This is a genomic window from Microvirga mediterraneensis (assembly GCF_013520865.1).
Lineage (GTDB): Bacteria > Pseudomonadota > Alphaproteobacteria > Rhizobiales > Beijerinckiaceae > Microvirga > Microvirga mediterraneensis.
The window spans coordinates 3,345,064-3,369,522 of sequence record NZ_JACDXJ010000001.1; the positions used below are offsets into that span (position 1 = coordinate 3,345,064).

The 24,459-nt window shown below is 64.9% G+C and carries 18 protein-coding genes; 14 read left to right on the plus strand and 4 right to left on the minus strand.

What is annotated here, in order from left to right; all coding sequences use genetic code 11:
* Positions 1–249 precede the first annotated feature (249 nt).
* Positions 250–834, plus strand: a complete 585-nt coding sequence (locus H0S73_RS15775; RefSeq protein ID WP_181053038.1) for a hypothetical protein — start codon at positions 250–252, stop codon at positions 832–834.
* Between the two features lie 12 nt (positions 835–846).
* On the plus strand, positions 847–1,500 hold the full coding sequence (locus H0S73_RS15780) for a class I SAM-dependent methyltransferase (RefSeq protein ID WP_181053039.1): 654 nt from the start codon (positions 847–849) through the stop codon (positions 1,498–1,500).
* Between the two features lie 38 nt (positions 1,501–1,538).
* Here the strand turns inward: H0S73_RS15780 and H0S73_RS15785 are convergent, their stop codons facing one another.
* Positions 1,539–4,649 (minus strand): ATP-binding protein, encoded by a 3,111-nt coding sequence (locus tag H0S73_RS15785; protein WP_181053040.1) that lies wholly within the window; start codon positions 4,647–4,649, stop codon positions 1,539–1,541.
* 491 nt (positions 4,650–5,140) lie between these two features.
* On the opposite strand from H0S73_RS15785, the gene H0S73_RS15790 reads away from it, so the two are divergent.
* The 7 genes from H0S73_RS15790 to H0S73_RS15820 all read left to right on the plus strand — a co-directional run bounded on the left by H0S73_RS15790 (position 5,141) and on the right by H0S73_RS15820 (position 12,665).
* Positions 5,141–5,410, plus strand: a complete 270-nt coding sequence (locus tag H0S73_RS15790) for a hypothetical protein (protein ID WP_181053041.1) — start codon at positions 5,141–5,143, stop codon at positions 5,408–5,410.
* A 114-nt stretch (positions 5,411–5,524) separates the two neighbouring features.
* Positions 5,525–6,403 carry a DMT family transporter gene (locus H0S73_RS15795; RefSeq protein WP_181053042.1) on the plus strand — a complete coding sequence of 293 codons (879 nt, stop codon included), beginning with the start codon at positions 5,525–5,527 and terminating at the stop codon, positions 6,401–6,403.
* A gap of 151 nt (positions 6,404–6,554) precedes the next feature.
* Positions 6,555–7,616 carry a LacI family DNA-binding transcriptional regulator gene (locus H0S73_RS15800; protein WP_181053043.1) on the plus strand — a complete coding sequence of 354 codons (1,062 nt, stop codon included), beginning with the start codon at positions 6,555–6,557 and terminating at the stop codon, positions 7,614–7,616.
* A complete protein-coding gene (locus H0S73_RS15805; RefSeq protein ID WP_181053044.1) occupies positions 7,613–9,478 on the plus strand; it encodes a DUF2264 domain-containing protein in 1,866 nt (621 codons plus the stop codon). Before H0S73_RS15800 ends, H0S73_RS15805 begins: the two co-directional genes overlap by 4 nt.
* Positions 9,475–10,488, plus strand: a complete 1,014-nt coding sequence (locus H0S73_RS15810; RefSeq protein ID WP_181053045.1) for a hydroxyacid dehydrogenase — start codon at positions 9,475–9,477, stop codon at positions 10,486–10,488. Before H0S73_RS15805 ends, H0S73_RS15810 begins: the two co-directional genes overlap by 4 nt.
* The gene (locus tag H0S73_RS15815; RefSeq protein ID WP_181053046.1) at positions 10,485–11,294 is read left to right on the plus strand and encodes a sugar phosphate isomerase/epimerase family protein; all 810 of its coding nucleotides are present in this window, start codon (positions 10,485–10,487) and stop codon (positions 11,292–11,294) included. The genes H0S73_RS15810 and H0S73_RS15815 overlap by 4 nt, the downstream gene beginning before the upstream one ends.
* Before the next feature lie 72 nt (positions 11,295–11,366).
* Positions 11,367–12,665, plus strand: coding sequence for an ABC transporter substrate-binding protein (locus tag H0S73_RS15820; protein ID WP_181053047.1), 1,299 nt, complete (start codon positions 11,367–11,369; stop codon positions 12,663–12,665).
* 133 nt (positions 12,666–12,798) lie between these two features.
* Here the strand turns inward: H0S73_RS15820 and H0S73_RS15825 are convergent, their stop codons facing one another.
* A complete protein-coding gene (locus tag H0S73_RS15825; RefSeq protein WP_246388957.1) occupies positions 12,799–14,769 on the minus strand; it encodes an adenylate/guanylate cyclase domain-containing protein in 1,971 nt (656 codons plus the stop codon).
* A gap of 141 nt (positions 14,770–14,910) precedes the next feature.
* Between H0S73_RS15825 and H0S73_RS15830 the strand changes: the two genes are divergently transcribed.
* The 3 genes from H0S73_RS15830 to H0S73_RS15840 all read left to right on the plus strand — a co-directional run bounded on the left by H0S73_RS15830 (position 14,911) and on the right by H0S73_RS15840 (position 18,125).
* Positions 14,911–16,080, plus strand: a complete 1,170-nt coding sequence (locus H0S73_RS15830) for an alpha/beta hydrolase (protein ID WP_181053048.1) — start codon at positions 14,911–14,913, stop codon at positions 16,078–16,080.
* Positions 16,081–16,347: 267 nt separating this feature from the next.
* Complete coding sequence (locus H0S73_RS15835; protein WP_181053049.1) at positions 16,348–17,214, plus strand: hypothetical protein; 867 nt, start codon at positions 16,348–16,350, stop codon at positions 17,212–17,214.
* Between the two features lie 89 nt (positions 17,215–17,303).
* Positions 17,304–18,125, plus strand: a complete 822-nt coding sequence (locus H0S73_RS15840; protein WP_181053050.1) for a lytic murein transglycosylase — start codon at positions 17,304–17,306, stop codon at positions 18,123–18,125.
* Between the two features lie 46 nt (positions 18,126–18,171).
* Here H0S73_RS15840 and H0S73_RS15845 read toward each other — a convergent pair whose 3' ends face one another.
* Positions 18,172–20,130: a methyl-accepting chemotaxis protein gene (locus H0S73_RS15845; RefSeq protein WP_181053051.1), complete on the minus strand. Its 1,959-nt coding sequence runs from the start codon at positions 20,128–20,130 to the stop codon at positions 18,172–18,174.
* Positions 20,131–20,490: 360 nt separating this feature from the next.
* On the opposite strand from H0S73_RS15845, the gene H0S73_RS15850 reads away from it, so the two are divergent.
* Positions 20,491–20,853: a hypothetical protein gene (locus tag H0S73_RS15850; RefSeq protein WP_181053052.1), complete on the plus strand. Its 363-nt coding sequence runs from the start codon at positions 20,491–20,493 to the stop codon at positions 20,851–20,853.
* Between the two features lie 508 nt (positions 20,854–21,361).
* Here the strand turns inward: H0S73_RS15850 and H0S73_RS15855 are convergent.
* A complete protein-coding gene (locus tag H0S73_RS15855; protein ID WP_181053053.1) occupies positions 21,362–23,155 on the minus strand; it encodes a thiamine pyrophosphate-requiring protein in 1,794 nt (597 codons plus the stop codon).
* A gap of 267 nt (positions 23,156–23,422) precedes the next feature.
* Between H0S73_RS15855 and H0S73_RS15860 the strand changes: the two genes are divergently transcribed.
* Complete coding sequence (locus tag H0S73_RS15860; RefSeq protein ID WP_343058385.1) at positions 23,423–24,430, plus strand: sensor domain-containing diguanylate cyclase; 1,008 nt, start codon at positions 23,423–23,425, stop codon at positions 24,428–24,430.
* Positions 24,431–24,459 lie beyond the last annotated feature (29 nt).

Genomic DNA, 24,459 nt, shown 5'->3' on the forward strand with positions numbered 1-24,459 from the left:
TCAACGCAATGGCAGGCAGGCATTTTTATCCGGCAGGCGTCGTGTCGATCAGGGACATTGAGAACAGATCAGCCTATTTTTGCGAGCGAACGTTCAGGAGAGCTTGCCAGGAGGAAGGGAACGCATTTTTTTGTGCGCCAATACTCCGATACCCCAAAGTACCCATCGAAGTAAGCTTGACATTTATTTTATCGGCTGATGCGATCTGTCCTTACGGAATATCTTCGCATTGGGACAGTGGAGGGTGTGATGGGCCGCATCATGAAAGAGGACGATATCTTCATTTCTGGATTGTTCGATCTCATGAACCTTCGCTTCGGCCCGTCGCAAGGTCCGGGAGAGGCTTTCGGAGGCATCGAGGAGATGGGCGTCCTGCAGAAGGAGTTCCAGATCTTTCAAAGGGGGCGTTCCTTCCGGGACTGCGTCGCCGTCCTGAATCTCGGGGGCTTCTGGAACGCCCGGGCACGGAACAGGTGGCTCAAGCTCATCGGGGACCTCGACAAATACGATTCCGATGAGCCCGGCGTGAACGGCAACGACCGCATCATGAACATGATGGTGGAGAATTTCGAATCAGGCCGTCCTCTCCCGGTGCTTTTCCAGGCTCACGATTCCCGCAGCGAGGAAGGGCGCCGGGTCGTCGTGAGAGATTCGAGAACCGGGTTCTTCTATATGGAGCAGCCCTACATCATCGTGTCGCTGCCGATGCTTCCGAAAACGGCCCCTCGGATGACCCAGCAGGCGTCGAAAACAGCCCGCAAGACTCCTGCTAAGACAGCCAAGACGTCCAAGGCTGCGCCCAAAACGGCGAAAAAGACCCCTCGTCGAAGGTAGTCCACAGGCCGGATGACCAGTCGTCGCTCCGCCGAACTCGACGAGGCCTATGGGCAGGTCGGGCAATACTACACGCAGAAGCTTCGTCGCCACGGCCCCAGCCCCCTGGGCGTGGACTGGAGTTGCTTTCCGACGCAGGCGCTGCGCTTCCGAAAGCTTCTCACGCTCTGCGATTTCGAGAATCCCTTCTCGCTCAACGATTTGGGGTGTGGGTATGGCGCCCTTCTCGATTATCTGGCGCTCTATCACTCACAAACCCAGGTCGATTATCTCGGAATCGACTTGTCGCCCGCCATGGTCCGCAGCGCCAGAAAGCGCTGGGCTGGGGAGACGATCCGGTTCCACCAGGGCAAGGAGTGCCCGCGCCTGGCGGATTACGGCATCGCAAGCGGGATCTTCAACGTCATGCTCGATCAGCCGATCCCGGTCTGGGAGCAGCTCATCGAAACGACGCTGGTGCATCTCCGAACCAGCAGCCGGAAGGGCTTTGCCGTGAATTTCGTCCATTTGCCGTCATCCGGCCAGAGGGCGCGGACGGGGCTCTATTGCACGAGCCCGGAACGATGGGGTCAGTTCTGCGAAAAGCATTTGGGCTCTCGCGTCCGCGTCATCGATGATTACGGGATGAACGAGTTTACGCTGCTCGTCGAGCCCCGCAGCCCTTGAGCGCCCTCAGGCACATGCCGCCTCCGAAACGCTTCGTCTCATGAACTCCCGATGAGCAGCTTCTCCCGAGCGGCTTGCAGGCGAGACTCCAGAATGGTTGCCCCGGTCAGCTGGATCAGCGCCTCGGCCTTCTCGAAGAGACGCAGAGCATCCTTTCGGCGGTCCTTCCCACGCCGCGCGATCATGGCCTCCCCGGCGACGATCAAGGCGCGGCATTCGGTGAGACGGGTCGCCCGGTCGCGGGACAAACCGATCGTGCGTTCGGCCGTCAGAAGAGCCTCGCCGTACTGGCCGGCTAGGGCCTGGCATTCGGCCAGACCGGCCATCATGTCGGGTTCGTAGTCCAAGGCCGCCCTTGCGGAATGCATGAAGTTCAGCCCTTCCTCGAACTCGTGGATGGCTCCCAGGGCGTCGCCCGCTAACCCTTTTGCCATCGCGACGCAGGCATAGGCGAAGACTTTCAGGTAAGGAGTGCCGTGGCGCTCGGCGAGCTGGCTCACCCGCGTCGCGTGCCGATGAGCGAGGTCCGGATCGCCCGAGAGCCAGGCGAGGTCCACGTAGCCGAGGTGGCTTATGAACTGGACCGTCGGATCGATCCGGCCGTCTCCGAGGGCGAGCATGTGGTCGAGCCATGCCCTTCCCTCGTCGATCCGATTGAGATGGATCAGGATCCTCGCCCGCAGGCTGAGCGTCCAATGCTCGACGCTGTATCCCAGGAAGCGGTTCTCGAAATCCTGAACATGCTGCAGCAGGGAAAGAGCGCGGTCGTTCGCCTCGAGCGCCTCCTTGAAGAGGCCGGCCCATCCATAGGCCTGGCTCAACGAGGCATAAAGGGTCGCCGCCCTGCTTTGATCGGCCGCATTGTCCAGGATTGCCAGGGCGTCCGTGACACGAGCGACGTAGTGGTCCGCGGCGCCTCCGCTCGCGCCGCTGATCCTGGCCTCCACGAACAGAAGCAAAGGAACCATCGTGTCGTCAGTTTCCCTTGCGATAGCCAGCGCTTCCTGGATGTAGGGAGCGGCATCCTTGGCTCCCATCCCTTCCCGCCAACCAAGCCATGCGATTTGAGCGCTCGAAAGAATAAGCAGAGCATTGTCTCTCACGGACCGGCTTTGCGCGTGGACGAGGCGGCGCACCACCTGCCATTGCCTGATCGCCTGGGCGGGGTGCATCGATCCGATCCACTCGGCCGCCTTGCGGGCGTATTCCGCCGCCTTCGAAAGGATGCCCGCCGCCTCGTAGTGGAAGCTGATGAGGCCCGCGACCTCGTCCTGCCGCTCCGCATAATAGTCGGCCAAGGCAGGAGCCGCGAAGGCATGAAGCCTGCTCCGGCGGGACTTCAATTGGCTTGAATAGGCCACCTCCTGGATGAGCGGGTGGCGAAAGGAGTAGTAGCGCCCGTCCGGCCTGTCCTGGTCCTGCAGCAACTCGACCGCACATAACCGGAGAAGCGCCGGCTTGATCTCGGCGGCCAGTTCCTGCGCACTGACGGCTTCCAGGACTGCATACGGCACCTCTTTTCCGATGACGGAGGCCATTTGCAGGATCGTTCGATCGAAGGGTGAAAGCCGGTCGATCCGCTCGCCGATGACGGCCTGGAGGGTGACGGGAAGCGGATTGTCCTTGATCTCGCCCCCGAGACGGTAATCTCCGGGCTTGCCGATCAGGACTTCGCTTTCGATCAATGAGTGGATGATCTCTTCGGCGAAGAAGGGATTTCCGCCCGACCGCTCCGCAATGCGGGTCCGGATCTCGGCCAAGTCCGCATGAGACCCGACGACCGAGGCGATGAACCGGTCGATCTGAGAGCGATCGAGATCGTTCAGTTCCAGGAGTTGAAACCCGTCCCTCTCCATCCAGGGGGCCCGATAGGAAGGCCTGTAGTTCACGACCATCAGGGCATGGGATCCGACGATTGAACCGCAGAGGACCTCCAGGAAACTCTCGCTCCCTTCGTCCAGCCAGTGGAGGTCTTCCAGGATGATGGCGCAGGGTTCGGAGGCCTGGGCACGGGCCAGCCAGGAGATGACGTCCAGAAGCGCGGCATGCCGCATCTTCGGGGTCACATCCTGTCCTGGAGCACCTTCGGCGATGCCGAGAAAATCGTACAGGATCGGCAGTGCGTCATCGGGAGGAGAACCAAGCTTTTCCAAGCGATCCTCGACGACCCTGCGGGCGATGGCGGGCTCATCGCTCGAGGAAACCCCGAGCATCAGCCGCACGAGTTCGAGAATGGTCTGGATCGGGGCCGCCTTGCCGTAGGATTGGGCCCTGACCTCGATGACCGGGATCCGGTCTCTCCGGCATCGCTGAGCGAATTCGTAGCACAGCCTCGACTTTCCGCTTCCGGCCGAACCGCATATCCCTACGATACGGCTCTCGCCCCGCAGGGCTGCCTGGAATGACGCTTCCAGCTCCGTCATCTCACGCTCGCGGGCTTGGAAGAGCGTCAGATTCGGGTCCTTGAAGAGCATCTCGGACGACGAGGCCTGAAGGCCCAGGAGTTCATAGACGCCGATGTCGTCCGGCAATCCCCGGATCGAGCGGCGCCCGATCGGTTTGGCGGAGCAGAACCGATCCACGAGATGGTAGCAATCCTCGCTGATATAGATCGTCCCCGGCTCCGCCATGGATTGCACCCGGCTGGCGATGTGGATCGCGACTCCGTACGCTTCCCTTTCGTTGATCGGCCAGGAAAACCTCGTCTCGGACACGATCAGGCCGGAGTGCAGGCCAAGCCGGACGGCCGTCGCCCCGAGCACGCCCTTGATCTCGGCCTGAATGGCGAGGGCGGCCTGGCAGGCCAGCAGGGCGTGCCCCTCCTGAACATGCGGCGCCCCGAAAAGCGCCATGATCCCGTCGCCGAGGCTGTGAATGAGGGTCCCTCCGAAGCGCTCCGCTTCCCGCCGCATGAGCATGACGGCCGGCGCCAGACGCCTCATCGCCTGTTCGGGATCGAGTTTCGAAACCAGCTCCGTGGAAGCGACGATATCCGCGAAGAGGATCGTGACCGGCTTGAATTCCTCGGTGCTGGCCGGCTCCGTCGTAGGGACGCCCGTTATGGGCGCGTCCGGGACGAGAGGCGCGCCGCACTGGCTGCAGAACCGCGCATTGGCCGGAGCAGGGTGTGCACAGCGTGGACAATTCATCGCCAGCCCTCAGTCCCGCACAGCCTCACCATCGCAACGTTCCGCCATTAAACGAGATAACCTGGAGACATTGCAAGCTACACGTGTGTCTTCCGCCGAGCTTCGACACACCGCTCCAATAAAACGGCGTTACGCCGACCCGTATTTTGTTTCAATATAACGAAGTTTTCATCCGTTCATCGCTGGAATTCGAGGTGTTCGGAGGTTGACGAGAGCGACATAACCATCGGACCGTCAAAAGAAATACAGTTACTATTCGATCCTGTTGGATCCCGCAGTTTCGCCACCCCGGAATCCGCGTCTCCTCCAGGGGAGGACCCGGCAAGCGTCACCGTATTGTTGTCGCACGTCTTGCATCCGCCAAATTCTCCACCCACATTAGCGGGGCCTAGGGGTCCGGGCCCCTCTGGCGGGCGGGTTGCCGCTCGCGATGTCGGACACCTCATTTTGCTCATGCGCCGACGAGCGCTCCCGCATTTGGAGGATCCATCTTGGACTACGTCGTTTTTCGCTCCCGACCGGCGGCCCCGCGCGGCGGGGGCTTGCTGTCCATTCTGCTGAGGCTCGTCGCCTTGGCGGCGGCGGGGATCGCCATGCTGGCGATCGTGGTGGTCGGCCTTTTCGTCGTGCTCCCTGTCCTGTTCGTCGGTGGCGCGGCCTTGTATTTCTACCTGCGCCGCCGGGTGCGCCGGGCGCAAACCCGCCCGCAGGACGGCATCATCGACGCTGAATATACGATCGTCGAGCGCCGAGAGCCGTAATCTCCGGCTGCGACAAGCGTTTGTTGCAACCTATAATGCAATATTAAGGGCATGGGTCGAGACTGACCGGACCGGCGGGCTTAACGATGAGCCTGCCTGGTTCGGACCCACCCCATGATGCCTCCCACCGATGTGAAAGACCGGCATGTCGCCAATCGGCAGGGCGCGGCCTTTGCCTTCGCCGACATGGTGCTCGTCGTCATCGCGATGGGCGTCATCAAGCAGGCCGGCGCGACTTTTCCCGCCATTCAGCTCGTCTTCTTTCGCGCTGTCGTCGGGCTTCTGCTCATAGCCCCGCTCATCTGGCGCTACCGTTCCGACGTGCTCAACAGCCGCCAGATGAAGGGGCATATCGGACGGGTGCTCTGCAGCAGCATGGCGCTGAGCTGCAACTATGCCGCAACGGCCGCCTTGCCTTTGACCCTCGTCACCGTGATCGGTTTCACCCGTCCCTTCGTCATCCTCGGATTTGCCGCCGTTCTGTTGGGCGAGCGCATTCTCAGGCGGCACTGGATAACGTCCGTCATCTGCTTCGTGAGCGTCCTGTTCATCGTGAAACCGGGCTCGATGAGCTGGGATTGGGGCCTTCTGGCGGCTTTGGGGATGGTTCTGTTCGGCTCCTCCAGCGTCATCCAGACCCGTCGCTTGACCAGAGAACCCGCCGTCGCCCTCATGGTGTTCTACACCATCGGCCTCGCCGTCCTGACGGCCGTTCCGGCGGCTTTCGTCTGGGTTTCCCCGGCCTTGAGCGACCTGCCCACCTTCCTGATCATCGGCGCGCTCGCCCAGGTCGGCCAGTTCTGCTTCCTGCGATCCCATCAACTGGCGGAAGCGAGTATCCTGGCACCGCTCAGCTACGTGGTGATCGTGTTCTCCTCGATCGCCGATTATCTCTATTTCGGCATTGTCCCGACCCTGTCTCTGGTCGTGGGAAGTCTGGTGATCGTCATGGCGGCCTTCACGGGAACTCAGATCGGCGGGCTGCGGCGCTAGTTCCCTTCTGCCCACGCGATCCCCGTTCGCGGCCCGAATGGCGCCCATGCAATTCCCGTGCATGGCAGCGCAAAAATTTGCATTTGCGTGAGGATTGCAACCCTCGCCCTGCCGCGCAACAAATTCATGCAACGAGAAAAGGTGGGAGGATATGACGAGAGTGAGCCTCAGCCGACGTCCGCGCCAGACGGATATCGCCCGCTTCGCCGGTGTCTCGGTGAGCACCGTTTCCCGCGTCCTCGCGAACGAGCCCGGCATCAGCACGAATGTCCGCGATCAGGTGATCAGGATCGCCTCCGAACTCGGCTACAGCATCCGTCCGGTCCCGGCGGTCCAGCCGCAGAACCCACGGGCGGTGGCGCTCATCCCGGTCGATCAGGCGACCGGGGGCCTCGGCGTGTTCTATGAGGGCATTCTCGGCGGCCTGAGGGGCGCGGCGGCCCGGACGGGTGGCACTCTCCTGCCGCGCCTCGTCCGCTCCTCCTCCCTCAAGGTCTCCGAGATCGAGCAGACCCTGTCGGAGACCGACGCCACGGGAATTTTCCTGGTCGGCATAGACCCGCCCGAGGACCTCTGCGAGTGGCTTCTCGCCTCGAAACTTCCGACCGTCTGGGTCAACGGCAACGACCCGAACCTGCAATTCGATTGCGTTTCTCCGGCCAATTTCTACGGCGCCCGGCTCGCGACCCAACATCTCATCGATGCCGGGCATCGGCGTATCCTCCATTTCACCATGTCCCACCGGCACACCATCCGTGAGCGCGTCCGGGGCTTCGAAGCGGCGGCAGCGAAGAATGGCGTGGCCACGCGTATCGTCCAGCTGCCGCCCGGATCCCGGACGAGCTCGGACGCATGCGAAGCCATGGAGGCGATCCTGCAGGAGGATCAAGGCTTTACGGCCGTCTTCTGCATGAACGACATGATGGCGGTCGGAGTCATGGAGGCGCTGACCAACCATCATATGTCCATTCCCCAGGACTTCGCCGTGATGGGCTTCGACGACCTCCCCTGCGCGGCCATGACCATGCCGCGCCTGACCACCATGCATGTGGACCGGGAGGCCATCGGCCAGGAGGCCTATTGGCTCATGCAGCGGCGGATCGCGGACCCGAGCGCCGATCCCCGCAAGGTGGAGCTGGCCGTCCGGCTGGTCGAAGGGGCGACCGTGCAGGCCCACACCAAGCCGTCCGAAAGCGAGGAGACCCCGGCATGACCTATGCGGCCGTTCACGCCAATCCCCTCACCGGCAACCCGCTCAGGACCCGAGCGGATGTCGAGAAGGCGCTTCTGGACCTCTTCGCCCCGCTCCTGCCGGCCTTCTCCGAGGGCAGCGCCCGGGTGAGCCTCAGCGCCACGGCGGCCCATTTCGATCAGGCGGCCGCGGACCTGGAAGGCTTTGCGCGGCCGCTCTGGGGTCTGGCGCCCTATGCGGCGGGCGGCGGCGACTTTGCCCATTGGCCCCTCTACGCGAAAGGTCTCGCCAACGGGACGGATCCGGAGCACCCCGAGTACTGGGGCAAGGTCACCGACCGCGACCAGAGGATGGTCGAGCTGGCGGCTCTGGGCTTTGCGCTCCGCCTCGTTCCCCAGCATCTGTGGGAGCCCCTGGACGAGCGGGCGAAGCGGAACGTCGCGACCTATCTGCTGGAGGCAAGGCCTCACGAATTCGCCGACAACAACTGGAAATTCTTCCGGGTCATGATCGATCTCGGCCTGGAACAGGCCGGTGTCGCGTTCGACCGGACGATCACCGAGCAATATCTCCAGGAGCTGGAATCCTTCTATCTCGGGGACGGCTGGTACCGGGACGGCAACGTACCCCGCGTGGACCATTACATCCCCTTCGCGATGCATTTCTACGGGCTGATCTATGCGGCCCTGGCGAGTTCCGACGAGGAGCGGAAGCACCGCTTCCGGGACTGGGCACGCCTGTTCGCACCCAACATCCGGCACTGGTTCGCGGATGACGGCGGCGCGCTCGTGTTCGGCCGGAGCATGACGTATCGCTTTGCCTGCGCGGGTTTCTGGGCCGCGCTGGCCTTCGCCGACGAGGAGGCGCTGCCCTGGGGCGAGGTGAAGGGCTATTATCTCCGGCACCTGCGCTGGTGGGCGAAACTTCCGATCACGGACAGGAGCGGCGTCCTCACGGTCGGGTTCGGCTATGCCAACCTGCTCATGTCCGAGAACTACAACTCCGCCGGCTCCCCCTATTGGGCCTTCAAGGCCTTCCTGCCCCTGGCGCTGCCGGCCTCGCACCCGTTCTGGACCGCCGAGGAAGCGCCCGCTCCCGTGTTCTCCGAGCCGTCGCCGCAGCCGCAGCCCGGCATGGTGATGATGCACATGCCCGGCAATGTGGTCGCGCTCTCGGCCGGCCAGGAAAACCTCCAGATGCGGTTCGGGAGCGAGAAATACGCCAAGTTCGCCTATTCCTCCCGCTATGCCTTCAGCGTGGAGAGCGATGAGCGGATCTTCGAGGGGGCGGCCCTCGACGGGATGCTGGGCTTCAGCGACGATGGACGGCATTTCCGGGTGCGCGAGACCAACGAGGACGCCCGCATCGCCGGAAATCTTCTCTATGCCCGCTGGCGCCCCTGGTCCGACGTGGAGGTCGAGACCTGGCTCCTGCCCGCTTCCCCATGGCATGTCCGGGTCCACCGGATCAGGTCGCCGCGTCCCTTGAGCACCGCCGAGGGGGGCTTTGCGATTCCGCGCGCGGATGCCTACCGGAAGCTGGAGCGGGTCGAGGAACGGCGCGGCGCCGCCCAGGTGATCGGCGCGGCGGATTTCAGCGGCATCGCGGATCTCGGCTCCACGATCGAGCGGCGTGGTATCGCGTTGAAAGCCCCTCCCAACACGAATCTCCTCTACCCGAAGACCTTCGTGCCGCAGCTCCGGGGCGAAATCCCAAGCGGCGAAACGGTTCTGCTGACGGCTGCCGTTGCGTTGACCGATCGGTTCGATGTGGCGGGAATCTGGAAGGACCTTCCAACCGCACCGACCATCGGCGAGCTCGAAGCTGTCATGAGGCGGGACGGCCGTCGGGTCGGCGCTCTGGCTTGGAGAATGGGCGAATGACCGGCCCGCGAAACATTGCCTTCGCCATGGACCCTGTCCGTACGGAAGGCGTCCTGACCCCGCCCCTGCTCGACCGTCTCGCCCGCTCGGGCACGATCCTGTCGCCGGAGCCCCTGCGGACATTTACGCAAGGACAGGCTGCGGACGTTCTCCGGCGGACGGAGATCCTGGTCACCGGCTGGGGCTGCCCGGCCATCGGGCGGGACGTCCTGGAGCTGGCGCCGAACCTGCAGCTGATCGCCCATGCGGCCGGGACGGTCAAAGGGTTCCTGTCGGCGGACGTGATCGACGCAGGGATCGCGGTCACGCACGCGGCCGAGGCCAATGCCATCCCGGTGGCGGAGTTCACGCTGGCGGCGATCCTCTTCGCCAACAAGCAGGTGTTCCGCTTCCGCGACATCTATTGCGCAGACCGCAACCGCTCGCGCACATTCCCGATGACCTCGCAGCCGCTCGGGAATTTCAACCGCACCATCGGCATCGTCGGCGCCTCGCGCATCGGGCGGCGCGTCATCGAATTCCTGAAGCCGTTCGCGTTCCGCGTTCTTCTCCACGACCCCTACGTGGATGCGCGCGAGGCCGCGGCACTCGGCGTCGAGAGCGTTTCGCTCGACGATCTGATGAGGCGCTCGGACGTGGTCTCCCTCCACGCGCCCGCCCTGCCCTCGACGCAGGACATGATCAGGCGCAGGCATCTCGCGCTCATGCGCGACGGCGCCACGTTCATCAACACGGCGCGCGGCATCATCGTCAACCAGGACGATCTCATCGACGAACTGCGCACGGGCCGCATCGATGCGATCATCGACGTCACCTACCCGGAGGTGCCGGAGGAATCCTCCGCGCTCTACGATCTGCCGAACGTGTTTCTCACGCCCCACATCGCAGGCGCCATCGGCAACGAGCGCGAGCGGCTCGGCGAATACATCGTCGAGGAGATCGAGCGATTCGTGGAGGGGCATCCGCTCCGCTCCGCCATCACGGCGGAAGCCCTGGAGACCATGGCATGACGTCGTTCCGGCCCGGCCTGTGCTCCGTCACGTTCCGCAAGCTCGCGCCGAGGACCATCGTCAGGCTCGCGGCCGAATGCGGCATCGAAGGAATCGAATGGGGAGGCGACGTGCATGTTCCTCCCGGACAACCCGACCTTGCTCGCCATGTTCGGCGCCTGACCGAGAACGCCGGTATCGCGGTCGCCTCCTACGGCTCCTACATCGCTCCCCCGAGCGACGATGAAGACGCCTTCGCATCCGTACTCGACACCGCGCACGCCCTCGGCGCGCCGAATGTCCGCATCTGGGCGGGTTCGCGCAACCGCGATTCCGCAACCTATTCGACGGAAGAGCGCCGGGACACCGCAGCGCTGATCCGGCGCATGGCCCGGCGGGCAGCGGATGCTTCCGTCACGCTCGGCCTCGAATACCACCCCGGTTCCCTCACGGACGATCTCGCCTCCGCCCAGAACCTGATGGCCGAGATCGACGATCCCAACGTGTTCCTCTACTGGCAGCCGCGCCCCGGCCTGCCGCTTGCGGAAGCCCTCGACGAGTTGCGCGCCATCGGCCGCGAGACGTCGCACGTGCATGTCTTCGCATGGGACAGCGAGAAGGCGCGCTATCCGCTCGCGGACCAGCGGGCCTATTGGAGCGAGATCCTGACCCATGTCCCAGCGACGCGCTGGCCCGGAGAGCGTTTCGCCATGCTGGAATTCGTGCGCGACGACAGCCCCGAGCAGTTCCGCGCCGACGCCGCCGTGTTTCACCAGATGTTGGAAGAGGCCAGGAAGCGCCCGTCCGGCGCGGACCGATCTCTATAACGACACTCGACGAGGAGCGTGCTTCTCGCTCCCTCGCCGAAGAACGACTTGAGAAGCGAATGGGAGGAAGCCATGAAGACTCAACTCGATCGTCGTACGTTACTGAAATCCGCCCTGGCGCTGGGCGGCGCCGCGGCCATTGGCGCTCCCGGCACGAGCTGGGCGCAGACGGAAGGCGGAAGGCTGCGCGCGACCTGGTGGGGCTCGCCGGACCGGGCAAAGCGCACCACCGAAGTGGGCAAGCTGTTCACGGAGCGCACCGGCATCGAAATCGCCGGCGAGCCCGTCGGCGCCGATTACTGGACGAAGATCGGCACGCAGATGGCCGGGCGCAACATCGCCGACGTGTTCCAGCTGGAGCCGAACAGCCTCGCGGATTATGCCGGGCGCGGCGCCGCGAAACCCATGGACGACTTCGTCGGGAAGCAGCTCGACATCTCCTCCTTCGGCGACAAGATGGTCGATCTCTGCCGGGCGAACGGCAAGCTCTGGGGCGTGGCGCTCGGCCTCAACTCGTTCTCGCTCTTCTACGACCAGACGGTGTTCGAGAAAGCGGGCATCGCGCCGCCGACCCATGAGACCACCTGGAAGCAGTTCGCCGACATGGCGGTCGATCTCACCAAGGCGGTGGGCCGTCCCGATTACTGGGGCGCTCCCTACGGGGCGCGCTATCACTACGTGTTCGACGTGTGGCTGCGCCAGCGCGGCAAGCGGCTCTATACGGAAGACGCCAAGCTCGGTTTCACGGTGGACGATGCGAAGGAGTGGTTCAGCTACTGGGAAGACCTGCGCAAGCGCAACGGCTGCGTACCGGCGGACGTGCAGACCCTCGACCAGGCGCAGATCGAGCGCAACGCCCTCGCGCTCGGCAAGTCGGCCATGGGCCTCACCTATTCGAACCAGCTCATCGGCTATCAGCTTCTCACCAAGAACAAGCTCGGGATCACCATGGTGCCGACGAACGGGCCCGGCACGAAATCAGGCCACTACTACCGCCCGGCCCTCATCTGGAGCATCGGCGCGACGAGCAAGAACCCGGACAAGGCCGCGGCCTTCATCAGCTTCTTCGTCAACGACATGGAAGCGGGCAAGATCCTCGGCGTCGAGCGCGGGGTGCCCATGTCGCCCAAGGTGCGCGAGGCCATCCTGCCGAACCTGAACGAGGTCGAGCGCGCGACGGTCGATTACGTCAACCTCCTGGCCGACAAGGTGAGCGACTACCCGCCGCCGGTCCCAGTCGGCGCCGTCGAGTTCGACAACAACGTCATGCGTAAAGTGGCCGACCAGGTGGCCTTCGGCCAGATGTCGATCGCCGATGCGGCGCAGCGCCTGCTGGAGGATGGCAATGCCGTACTGCGGAAGGTGAATTAGGGGGGCGAAACGGCAAAACCGTTGTCATTCCGGGTCGCCTTCGGCGCGAACCCGGAATGACGGAGGACACCGTGCCCCAGTGTCATTCCCGGCCGGAGATGGCGAAGCCATCGGAGGGGAAGGGAATCCACGTTCAGGTGCAACGCCATGGATCCCCTTCCCTCGCTTCGCTCGCCGGGGATGACATCACCCTGTCCCCCTCCTCCAACGCGCCGCAGAGCTCATACACGCGCACCCTCGCCTCGAAGCCCTTCGGCTGGATCGTATCGACCATCCGGAATGAGAAACGGTCCGCGACATGCTCGCGGACGGCGTCGCTGACGAGGATCTCGGTGCCGTAATCCTTGTTGAGCGGCTCCAGCCGCGCGGCCAGGTTCACCGCCGCGCCGAGAACCGTGTAGGCCATGCGGTCGGAGGATCCGATGGTGCCGACGACCGCTTCTCCGGTATGGAGGCCATAGCGGGTCCGGTAGGCGGGCCACCCTTCCCTTTCGAATTCCTCGTTGAGCTTGCGGTTGGCCTCCCGACAGGCCAGGACGGCCGCGCAGGCATGGGCGACATGGTCGGGATCGTCCGCCGGGGCATTCCAGATCGCCATGACCGCATCGCCGACGAATTTGTCCACCGTGCCGCCATGCTCCATGATCACCGCCGAGAGCGCCGCGAGATAGCGTGACGTGCGGAGCATCACCTGCTCCGGATCGGCCTTCTCGGTGATCTGCGTGAAACCGGCGATGTCGGTGAACAGGATCGTGACATTGCGCCGGGAGCCGCCGAGCCGGAGAGCATCGCCCGTGGCAAGGAGCTGCTGGACCAGGCGCTTCGGAACGAAAGCCGCGAAGGTTCGCACCACGGTGCGCATGGTGGAGACCGACCGGCCGAGATCGTCGATCTCGCGGATGATGGAACGGACGTCCCTCCGCGGCCCGTCGGTGTCGAATCTCTGGATGCGGTCCGTCTCGGCCGCGAGCGCCTTCATCGAGCGGGACAGCAGCAGGCCGATGCCGCCGATGACCGGGAGAGACGCGAGCACGAAGCCGAGCGCCAGGAGAACCAGTCTCCGCCGGCTGTCCTCGATTTCCGCGAAGAACTCGTCGAGCGGCGCCACGACGGCCAGTCGAAGACCGGAGGATCCCGAGGTCTTGATCGGCCGGAAGGCCGCCACATAGGTGCGCCCGTCGGCATCGTCGAAGATCTGCTGCGCCGAGCCGCCCCGCTGCCATGCATCCAGGGGCCGAGAGATGTCGACATCCAGCATCCGGTCGAGCGGCGGCAGGTCGAGCCGAGCATTCGCCCCCTGGCCCTTCAGGAATTCCGACATGTGCGGGTGCGCGACCACCGTGCCGCTGTCGTCGAAGAGGAACACGATTCCGGATTGTCCGAGCTTCTGTGATCGAAGAAAGGCTTCGGCATCGGTGAGCAGGATGTCTCCGGCGGCGATCCCGCCCCGTCCCCGCGTGAACGGGGCGCGCACCGTATAGCCGATCAGGTTGGCGATCTCGAAAACGTAAGGCTCCGTGACGGCGCCCGCGCCCGGCTTGAACGCATCCTGGTACCAGGGGCGCACGCGCGGATCGTAATCCGCCTCCCGTTGCTCCTGGGCCAGAACCTCGAGGCTGGAGGACAGGTAATACGTAAAGCGTCTTCTCGACGTCGCATCCTTCGGCGTATCGATGACGGTGAGCCGGAACATCGTACCCGCCGGGGGCTTGAGCCGCGCGCGCAGCTCCGGACCGGCGCGATCGATGACGTCGAGTTCGACGAGGCCGCCGTCGTCATAGCCGACATAGAGATTGTAGAGCTGTTCGTGCCGGTTCAGGAGCGCGGCCAGGATCGCGGTGAGCTCCGGATTGTCCTGGATCGCGCCGGTCTCGACCGGCCCGAGCTGCCGCAGCACGGCCAGGATGTCGAGAACGTCCTTGAACTGTCCGTCCACCCGGTCGGTCGTCTGATCGGCGACGCGGTCGATGAAGGACAGGGCGGCCGAACGGGTGATCGACCGGGCGCTCTCGAAGCTCAGGAACACCAGCGAAAGGCCGACGGCCATAACCACCGCCACGAAAAGCGCCGTGATCGAGGGTTGATAGCCGATCCGAACACGCATGCGCCCGCCTTCCTGTCGCCGCTCCCAGAGTTACCCGGGATCGCCGATGGAAGACAAGGGCCGGGCTGTTCCCATACCCCGCCGTTGTCGCTGACACCGCGCCTCCTGCGTGACACACTGCTCCGGCTGGAGAAACGGGCCATGGCGCAGAACGTGACGGTCTATTTCGCGACGAACCGCATGCCGCTCACCGACGGGAGCGGAGAAACGATCGTGGATTTCGGCTCGGAGCCCGGGCCCATCGACGGCACGGCGGTGCGGTTCGGCTCCGCGCAGGCGAGCGTCACGGCGACGGGTTCCGGCTTCGTCGCGGGGTCGCTCTATGTGGCGCCCGAGCAGCTCATCGGGCCGAACATCCAGCGGGGCAGCCGCGACATCTTCGAGAAGCTGCGGCAGGACATGCAGGAGGGAGGGCGGCCGACCCTCGTGGTGATCCACGGTTTCTCGAACACCTTCAAGGACGCCATCGAGCGAGCCGCGAGCATTCTCGTCTTCTACGGCATCGACGCCAACGTGTTCTCGTTCACTTGGCCGTCCATCGGCTCGCCGCTGCCGACGCCCCTGCCCTACAACGATTACTTTCACGACCGCGGAACCGCGCGCGGTTCAGGCGTCGCCATCGCCCGCACCATGCGCATCCTCTACGACTTCATCGACAACCTGCCCCGCCGGGACTTCTGCCGCCAGCCGCTGCACCTCATCTGCCACAGCATGGGGAACTACGCGTTCCGCTATGCCGTGCAGTCCCTGATGCAGGTGCCCCAGGGCGAGCCGCGCGAATATGTCCGCACGGCCGATACGCCCGCGCCGAACGCGGAGGAGCGCCCCTTCCCGGCTCTCGTCGCGCTTCCGACCGAGGCATCCGATTCCAACCGCCTGCGCCGGACTTTCGACCAGATCGTCCTCGCGGCCGCCGACGAGGACGAGGATGCGTTCGAAGACGTCAAGGAGCTGCGCTACCTGCCGCGCCTCGGCAACCGCGTCACGGTCTACCACACGCAGAAGGACTGGATCCTCTCCACCTTGAGCTCGGTGACCAAGTTCAACGGACCGCGCTTGGGCGTGAACGGGCCGGAGAACATGGCGATCATCAGCGACAAGGTCACGGCCGTGGACGTGAGCGACGCCATCGATCCCAGGCACGATGTCCAGAGCCACCAATATTATCGGCTCTTCCCGCCCGTGCGCGACGACATCGTGGCCGTCCTGTCCGGCGAGCGCCAGGACAAGATCACCAACCGCGACCGCACCGACATGCAGCGCTACAGCCTGCAGGCGCCCGCACGGAGCAGGCGGCGGAAAGGGCGGTAGGAGAGCCCATAAGCCCAAGCACTCTTTGGAGCTGGCTCGTCCCACTCCGACCTCATCCTGAGAGTCTGGCTCGTAAAGGGCTCGCGCGCATTTCCCCTCCCCTCAAGGGGGAGGAGAGCACCCGCGCTTTACGAGTCAGACGCTCAGGGTGTTCGAAACCACGCGCTTGATCTGCCTCAATCCCTGGACACCATCTCTTGCCACCATTCCCTATTCGTCCTCTGCGGCGTACGATGTTGCAACCAACGTCATGGAGCGCAGACCGCCATGAGCGGCACCCCGGCCCGGATCCTCGGACTCATCGGCTGCCTCCTGGCCCTGTCCGCCGTCCTGCCGGCCCGGGCGGACCCCTTCTTCGTCAAGGTCTATGGGCGAACCTACAAGATCGATCCCCGGTCCGCGCCCGATCAGAAAGGACTGGCGCCGCAGGACATCCTGAAAGCCCTCCCGGCCGATCTGGCGAAAGCTCCCGCGATCCGGCCCTCCCACGAGGAGGTGCTGGCGGAGGTGGAGGAACGGCTCTGGATCGCCAGCAGCCAGCTCGACGCGAAAGTCGAGGACGCGGCGAAGTCCCGCGACCGGCGCAATGCGGGATCGGACACGAAGGCCGCCAGGCAGGAGATCACGGATTCGCTCGAGTCGGGAACCGGCCAGGGGCGCTCCCCGGAACTCCAGGCGCTCTACGACCGCTACCGCGCCCTGAACCTGCTCGCGCGGGAACTGCGCCGGTCCCTCGACCTGCCGGTCAGGACACCGGCATCGGGCTTCTCACGGCCGAAGCTGACGCCCGAGATCGAGGCGACCTACCGCGCCCAGAAATTCGATCCCTATGAGGCCTATTACGGCTTCAGGCGCGTGAAGGCGGCCTTTCGCTCGGGCGATGCCGAACTTATCGCCCGCGTGACCGATTATCCCCTCAGCCTCACGGGCAAGATCAGGCGCACCCTCCGCAACCGCGATCAGGTGCTCGCCGCGAAGGAGACGATCCTGAACGCCGCCGTCCGGGACGCGGTGGCCAAATCCACCTTCGAGAGCGTGTTCGTGCGGGACAAGGGCATGATGGTCGGCGGCGGCGCCGTCTGGATCACGCCCGACAAGTCGGGCTTCGGCCTGGGAACCGTCAACCTGGACTAAGCGTTACGAAGCTTGACCATTATGCCTCAACTTGGCCGGGATGATGCGGCAGCATCTGTCCGGCGCAACCGATCCGGAAGGGAAAACGAATGATCAGAGGCCGGCATTACACGATCGCCGCTTTCACCGCCCTGGCATCGCTCGTCGGGATGGCCCACACGGCGCAGGCCGCGCAATGCGGCAACAGCGCGGCCGGCTTCGAGAACTGGAAGCGGGAATTCTCGCAGGAAGCGAAAGCCAACGGCGTCGGGCAGACGGCGATCTCCGCCCTCATGAACACGGATTACGCGACGGCCACCATCCGGGCCGACCGGGGCCAGAAAAGCTTCCGACTCTCGCTCGACCAGTTCATGGCCAAGCGCGGCGCGCCGGTGATCGTCTCGCGCGGGCGCTCGCTCAAGCAGTCGAACGCATCGCTCTTCGCGTCCCTGGAGCAGCGCTACGGCGTCCCGCCGGGCCCGCTGATCGCGATCTGGGGCATGGAGACGGCCTTCGGAACCCAGCGCGGGAACCAGAACACGCTCTCGGCGGTGGCGACCCTGGCGTATGATTGCCGCCGGTCGGAATTCTTCACGGACCAGCTCTACGCGGCCCTGGAGCTGATCGACCGCGGGGTGCTCTCGGGCAGCACGCGCGGGTCCATGCACGGAGAGATCGGCCAGACCCAGTTCATGCCGAAGAACATCCTGCAATACGGCCGGGGCGGCAATCTCGACAACACCGCCGACGCCCTGGAGGCCACGGCCAATTTCCTGAAGGGCCACGGCTGGCGCGCCGGAGCCGGATACCAGCCGGGCGAGCCGAACTTCAAGGCGATCCAGGCCTGGAACGCCGCATCGGTCTATCAGCAGGCCATCGCGCTGATCGGCCAGCAGATCGACGGCAACGCGCGCCGGTCCGCCGAGCGGTAAACATCACTCCTCCCGGCGCGTCGTGCCGAGCCGCACGGCGCGCCGCTTACAGATAGCGGACGCCCAGCTCCTGGAAGCCCCGGCGCACGACCTGGCAGGTCCGCGCGATGTCGTCCCCGTCGACCCTGAGAACGAAGCGGTCCGGAACATCGACCGTCGCGACGCTGATCTTCGCGCCGGTCTCGGACATGTTCAGCACCATGCATGCGATGTCCTGAGCCTCGCCCGCGAGGGCGGAGAGCCGGATCCGCGCCGGGCGGCTCACCCTCGTGCGCTCGCTCGCACGGCGCTCCTCCACGCCGACCACCCATTCGTCCAGGCTGCGCGCGATTCCCGCCACGCCGCCTGCAGCGATCTTGATGTTGCGCCAGACCTCGGTCGTCACGGCGCTCTGCCGTTCGATGGCATCGGCCGTTTCGACGATGAATCCTCTCACCTCGGTGACGGCCGCGCTGATCGAGGCGAGCGCCTGCTCCACGTCGCCCGAGACGGTCTGCATGGACAGGATCTCGCCCGAGATGCGCGCGGTCGCCTGCGCGGCCTGGTTGGCGAGGTTCTTCACCTCGTTCGCCACCACGGCGAAGCCCCGCCCCGCATCGCCGGCGCGGGCCGCCTCGATGGTGGCGTTCAATGCCAGAAGGTTGATCTTCTCGGCGATGACGGTGATCGCCTGGACGACGCCGTCCATGGCCTGCGCGGCGTCGCGCAGCTTGGCCGTCGAGGCGTCGGCGCCCTGCGTCCTCACATGGATCTCGTCGACGGCGCTGCGCGATTCCTGCATCCGCCCCGAGATCGCTTCCGCCGTGACGTTCATGCCTTCGGCGGCCGTCGCGATCGCCTGCACGTTGCCGAGCGTCTGCTCGGCCATCTGGATCGCCTCGCCACGGACATTCATGCTGCGGGTGATGTCGGTCGCGAACTTGACCACCTTGAACGGCCGCCCGTCCGCATCGAGCACGGGGTTGTAGTTGCCCTGGATCCAAACCTCGCGCCCGCCCTTCGCGACGCGCTGGTAGACGGCCGCCGAATACCGGCCGGCGCGCAGGGTTTCCCAGAAGCCCGCATATTCGGCGCTCGCCGCATAATTGTTCGAGACGAACATGCGATGATGCCGTCCCCGGACCTCGTCCAGGGTGTAGCCCATCGTGTCGAGGAAATTCTGGTTCGCGTCCAGGATGACGCCGTCCATGTCGAAATGAATAACCGCCTGGGAGCGGCTCATGGCGGCGACCTGGGCGGCGGCCTCGGCGGCTTTGCGCTTCTCCGCCGTGATGTCGGAGGCATACTTCACGATCTTGAAGGGACGCCCATTGCCGTCGAAGATCGGATTGTAGCTGGCCTGCAGCCACACCTCCCGGCCGTTCCTGTCGATGCGCTTGAACTCGCCCGACAGATACTCGCCGCGATTGAGATTCTGCCAGAACGCCTCGTAGTCGGGACAGGCAGCGTATTCGGCGGGCACGAACATGCGGTGATGCTTGCCCTTCACGGCGTCGAGCTCATAGCCCATCGTCTCGAGGAAGAGTTCGTTCGCATCCGTGATCGTGCCGTCGAGCGCGAAATGGATCACGGCCTGCGACCGGTTGATCGCGGCGATCTGTCCGGCGAAATCCGCCTGACGAAGCCTCTGCGCCGTGATGTCAGTGGCGAACGCGACCACCTCCGCGACCCTGCCATTTCGATCGAGGACAGGCACGTAGCTCGCCTGCAGCCAGATGGCGCGGCCGTCCTTGCAGAGGTGCCGGGACTCCGCCGTGTGGCGGTGTCCCTGCCGCAGCTCTTGCCAGAATCTGCCATAGGATGGGGATTCGGCATCGGCCGGATCGACGAGGACGCGGTGATGCCGGCCGCGCATCTCCTCCAGCCGATACCCGACCAGCGTCAGGAAGCCGTCGTTCGCATCCAGGATATGGCCGTCCGGGTCGAGCGTGATCGTCGCAAACGTCGCATCGAGCGCCCGAACCTTCGCGCTGGTTGGGCGGAACGGACGCAGACCAAAAGGCATCGGAGACTCCTGAAACGGAAGGCCCCTCATGTCACGACGCACCTAAAAAGATCTTAAGCCAAGCTTCGCGCCTCCATGTTTTCTTACCCGTTCCTGCTGTTTCGAGAAGTGTTTCCGAGATCCGTTCGATCTCTGCCTGGAGGCTGGTTCATGCAGCGCGGGAACTCTCCTCCACTCAAGGGGGAGGAGTTGGGGGTGTCGGCGTCGGCCTATAGAGGTGTGGCGCGGTTCACCCCTCCCCATAGGAGGGAATTGCCCAATCCCCCTCCCGCCGGAAAGCACCCGTCGGGATTGACATGGAGCCCGTTGTGCGAGCTATCGGTTGGCGCGCCGGACGGCAGTGTTATGAGGAGAAGCGGCATGGTCAAGAAGATCGGCTCAAAGGCCTGGCGGGTCCAGGCGTCGGACGACGGTGCGATCATCGCCCTGGGCATTCGCACCGATACGGACCGGGAATACGAGATTCTCATCAGCGCGGTGGATTCGACGCCCATTTTGACGGATCTGCTCGGCGAGATGGTGCGGACCCACAAGGGCAAGCCGCCGAAGGCGTTTGCCGAGAATGCCGGGCCGAACCATTTCAAGAGCGTGCCGGTAGAACCGCTGAGCACACGAATCGAACGTGGCGGCGAGAAACCCGTTCTCGTGCTGGATTTCGGCGGAACGATCCTGAAGGTGGCCATCGATCCCGCTCGCCTCCAACAGGATCTGAGCGGGACTTAGCGCATCGACTGCGACTTCGAACGTGAGTCCGGATCTCTCGGTTTTGCGTCCGATGCTTCGTGGTTTCGGACGGACGCATCATTTGTTCTCAGGCTGGGTCGCTTTCGGCGTCACGATGATGGCACCGGCGTTGGGATGGCGATTGTCCACCCGCTCTCTCCGCCGGGCGCCGTCGCCTTTCATCCGTCCGTCGAACAGGAACGGCTGTGTTCCATTCGTGCTCGCAGCAGCCGGAGCCTGCGATGGTTTGGACGGAGCATTTTGAGCGTTGGCGGCGGTCGCGGACAATGCCAACGCAGTCGCGACCGCCAGAGCTTCGGACCCAAAAGTGCAAGCCCACCTTTTGGTCCGATGATCTAGTCTCGACATGACAGCCCTCCTCTTCCTATGTGGCACCGACGCGACCGTATGAATCGGCTTCGGTCACCCTCGGGGAGCAACCGGGCAGCAGGATGGCAGCCGTTGAACGGCTGCTCACCTTCAGAAAGGCTTGGCTCCGGCGGGCCGCTTACGACTTGTCCTTCGACGGCAGGATCGACCCGACGATGCCGCGCGCGGTATTCGCCAGCACGCTCCCCGTATCCGGATCGCCCTTGACGAGCGCCCCCATGAAGTGGCGCGCCTGCTTCAGGGTGATGTGCGGCGGCAGCGGCGGCACGTTGGGATCGGTCACCATGTCGAGCACGAACGGCCTGTCCGCCGCAAGCGCCCTGTCCCATGCCGGGCCGACCTGCTCCGGGTCCTCCACGCGAAGGCCGTCGAGGCCGATGGATTTCGCGAACTCGGCGTAAGGCACGTCGGGCAGCGACTGCGAGGATTCCCATTTGGGATCGCCGGACTGCACCCGCTCCTCCCAGGTGACATAGGCGAGATCGCGATTGTTGAGCACCATGACGACGAGGCGCGGATCGGCCCACCGGTCACGGTACTTGGCGATGGTGATGAGTTCCGCGAGCCCGTTCATCTGCATGGCGCCGTCGCCGACGAGCGCGATCACCGGCCGGTCGGGGTGCGCGAACTTCGCCGCGATGGCATAGGGCACCGCGCATCCCATGGTCGCCAGGGTTCCCGAGACGGAACCCATCATCCCGCGCCGGAACGCGAGGTCCCGCGCATACCACACGGTGGTCGTGCCACTGTCGGCGGTGACGATGCAGTTTTCGGGCAGGCGCGGCGACAATTCGGTCGCGACCCGCTGCGGGTTGATCGGCCGGGCGGGCGCGGCGGCCATGCCGTCGAGCTGCTTGCGCGAAACCGCGATATTCGCCTCGATGGTGTCGGCCCAGGACCGGTCGGTCTTCTCGTCGAGGAGCGGCAGCAGGGCGGCCAATGTGGCGGCCGCGTCGCCCACGAGGTTGACCTCCATGGGATAGCGCAGGCCGAGCATGCCGGCATCAAGGTCGATCTGCACGCCCCGGGCCTGGCCCTCCTTCGGCAGGAACTCCGTGTAGGGGAAGCTCGATCCGATCATCAGCAGGGTATCGCAGTTCGCCATGAGCTCCCAGCTCGCCTTCGTTCCCAGAAGGCCGATGGATCCCGTGCAGAACGGCAGGTCGTCAGGCACGACGGCCTTGCCGAGAAGCGCCTTGGCGACGCCGGCTCCCAGCCGTTCCGCGACGGCGATGACCTCATCGGTCGCTCCGAGCGCTCCCGCTCCGACCAGGATGGCGACCCGTTCGCCCGCGTTCAGCACCTCCGCGGCCCGGCCGAGCGCCGCCGCGTCGGGAACGACGGGCGACATCTCGATGCCGACGCCCGAATGGGTCATTCCGTGCTCGCGCGCCGGCTGGACCATCGGCTCGGCCTGGAGGTCGTTGGGGAGGATCACGCAGGTGACCCGCCGCTCCGCCTTGGCGATCCGATAGGCCCGGTCGATCAGGTGCCGGACCTGCTCGGGCGTCGAAGCCGTCTCGACATAGGCGCCGGCCACGTCCTTGAAGAGCGTCTGCAGGTCGAGGTCCTGCTGGTAGTGAGCCCCGATGACGGTGCGGGCCTGCTGCCCGACGAGGGCCAGGACCGGCTGGTGATCCAGCTTGGCATCGTAGAGACCGTTCAGGAGGTGGATGGCCCCGGGTCCCGAGGTCGCGATGCAGATTCCGACCTCGCCCGTGAACTTCGCCTCCGCGCATGCCATCAGCCCGGCCATCTCCTCGTGCCGCGCCTGGACGAACTCGATGGAATCCTCCACGCGGGAGAGTGCGCCGATCAGGCCGCCGATGCCGTCGCCGGGATAGCCGTAGACCCGGCGCACCCCCCACTCCTGCAAGCGCTGCCATATGAAATCGGCCACTGTCTCTGCCATAACGGGCTCCTGTCTGGGATCACCCGTTCAACACATGCGGCTCCGGCGCGGTTGCATTCGGGCACGTCCGCGCGCTGCGAGCCGCGCAGGCGGAGGAAGCGTCGTCCGGCTTGAAGCCTGAGCGCGACGACACATAATTACGCCGCATGCGATCCGGCTTTTTCCGCAGGATCCGTCCGAGCCACAGTAGCCCCATGAGCCATGCTGAGATAGGAGACGGCAGCTTGGTCTACCTTGCGACCTGACAGGAACTTTGAAGTGTTTGCCGTGCCACAGCCCCCGACCAACGAAGCCGAGCGGCTCGATTTCCTCTATTCCTGCGGGATCCTCGACACGTCTCCGGATGAGCGGTTCGACCGCATCACGCGTCTGGCTGCCCAGTTCTACGAAGCAGATGCCGCGTTCATCGGCTTCATCGACGACCGCTATCAATGGATGAAGTCGATCCAGGGTGAGGGCCTCGCCTCCTGGATCGAGCGGGACCGGTCCGTCTGCCAGCTCGTGATCGCGTCTGGAAAACCTCTCGTCATCGGGGACATGAAGGCCGATTCACGACTCGAGGGGCATCCGGTCGTTCCCCTCCTGCCCTTTCGATTCTACGCCGGCGTGCCGCTCGTGACGGATGACGGCGCCGCCGTCGCGTCGCTGTGCATCCTCAAGCGCGAGCCGCAGGACGCGGACGGGTTCAACCTGTCTCCCCTGGAGGATCTCGGGGCGATTGCCATGGACGAACTCGAACTCTGGCGGCTCAACCGGGAACTCGAACGGGCCTCCACGACCGACGGCCTGACCGGCCTGGCGAACCGGCGTGCCTTCGATGCCGCCCTCGATCAGGCGTGGCGCCGGCTCGAGCGCACGCGGGAGCCCCTGTCCCTCCTGCTCTTCGATCTCGATTTCTTCAAGATCCTCAACGACCGGGCCGGGCATCCGGCAGGCGACGAGGCGCTCCGGCATTTTGCCAAAATCCTGTCGGAAGCGACCGGGCGACCGGACGATTTCGCGGCGCGCTACGGGGGCGAGGAATTCGCCCTTGTCCTGCCGGACACCGACGGGGCCGGAGCCCTGGCGGTCGCCCGGGCCGTCAGGGATTCCCTCGCCTCGGCCAGGATCGCGCATCCGGGCGGCATCGGCGGGTGCCTGACGACGAGCATCGGGCTCGCGACCATCGGCCCGGAGGACGTGGATTGTCCGGACGCTCTGGTGGCGCGCGCCGATACGGCCCTCTACCGGGCCAAGCAGCAAGGCCGCGATTGCTGCGTTCCTTGGAGCGCCTGATCCGGCAGGCGCCATTCTCCTTTGCGCAG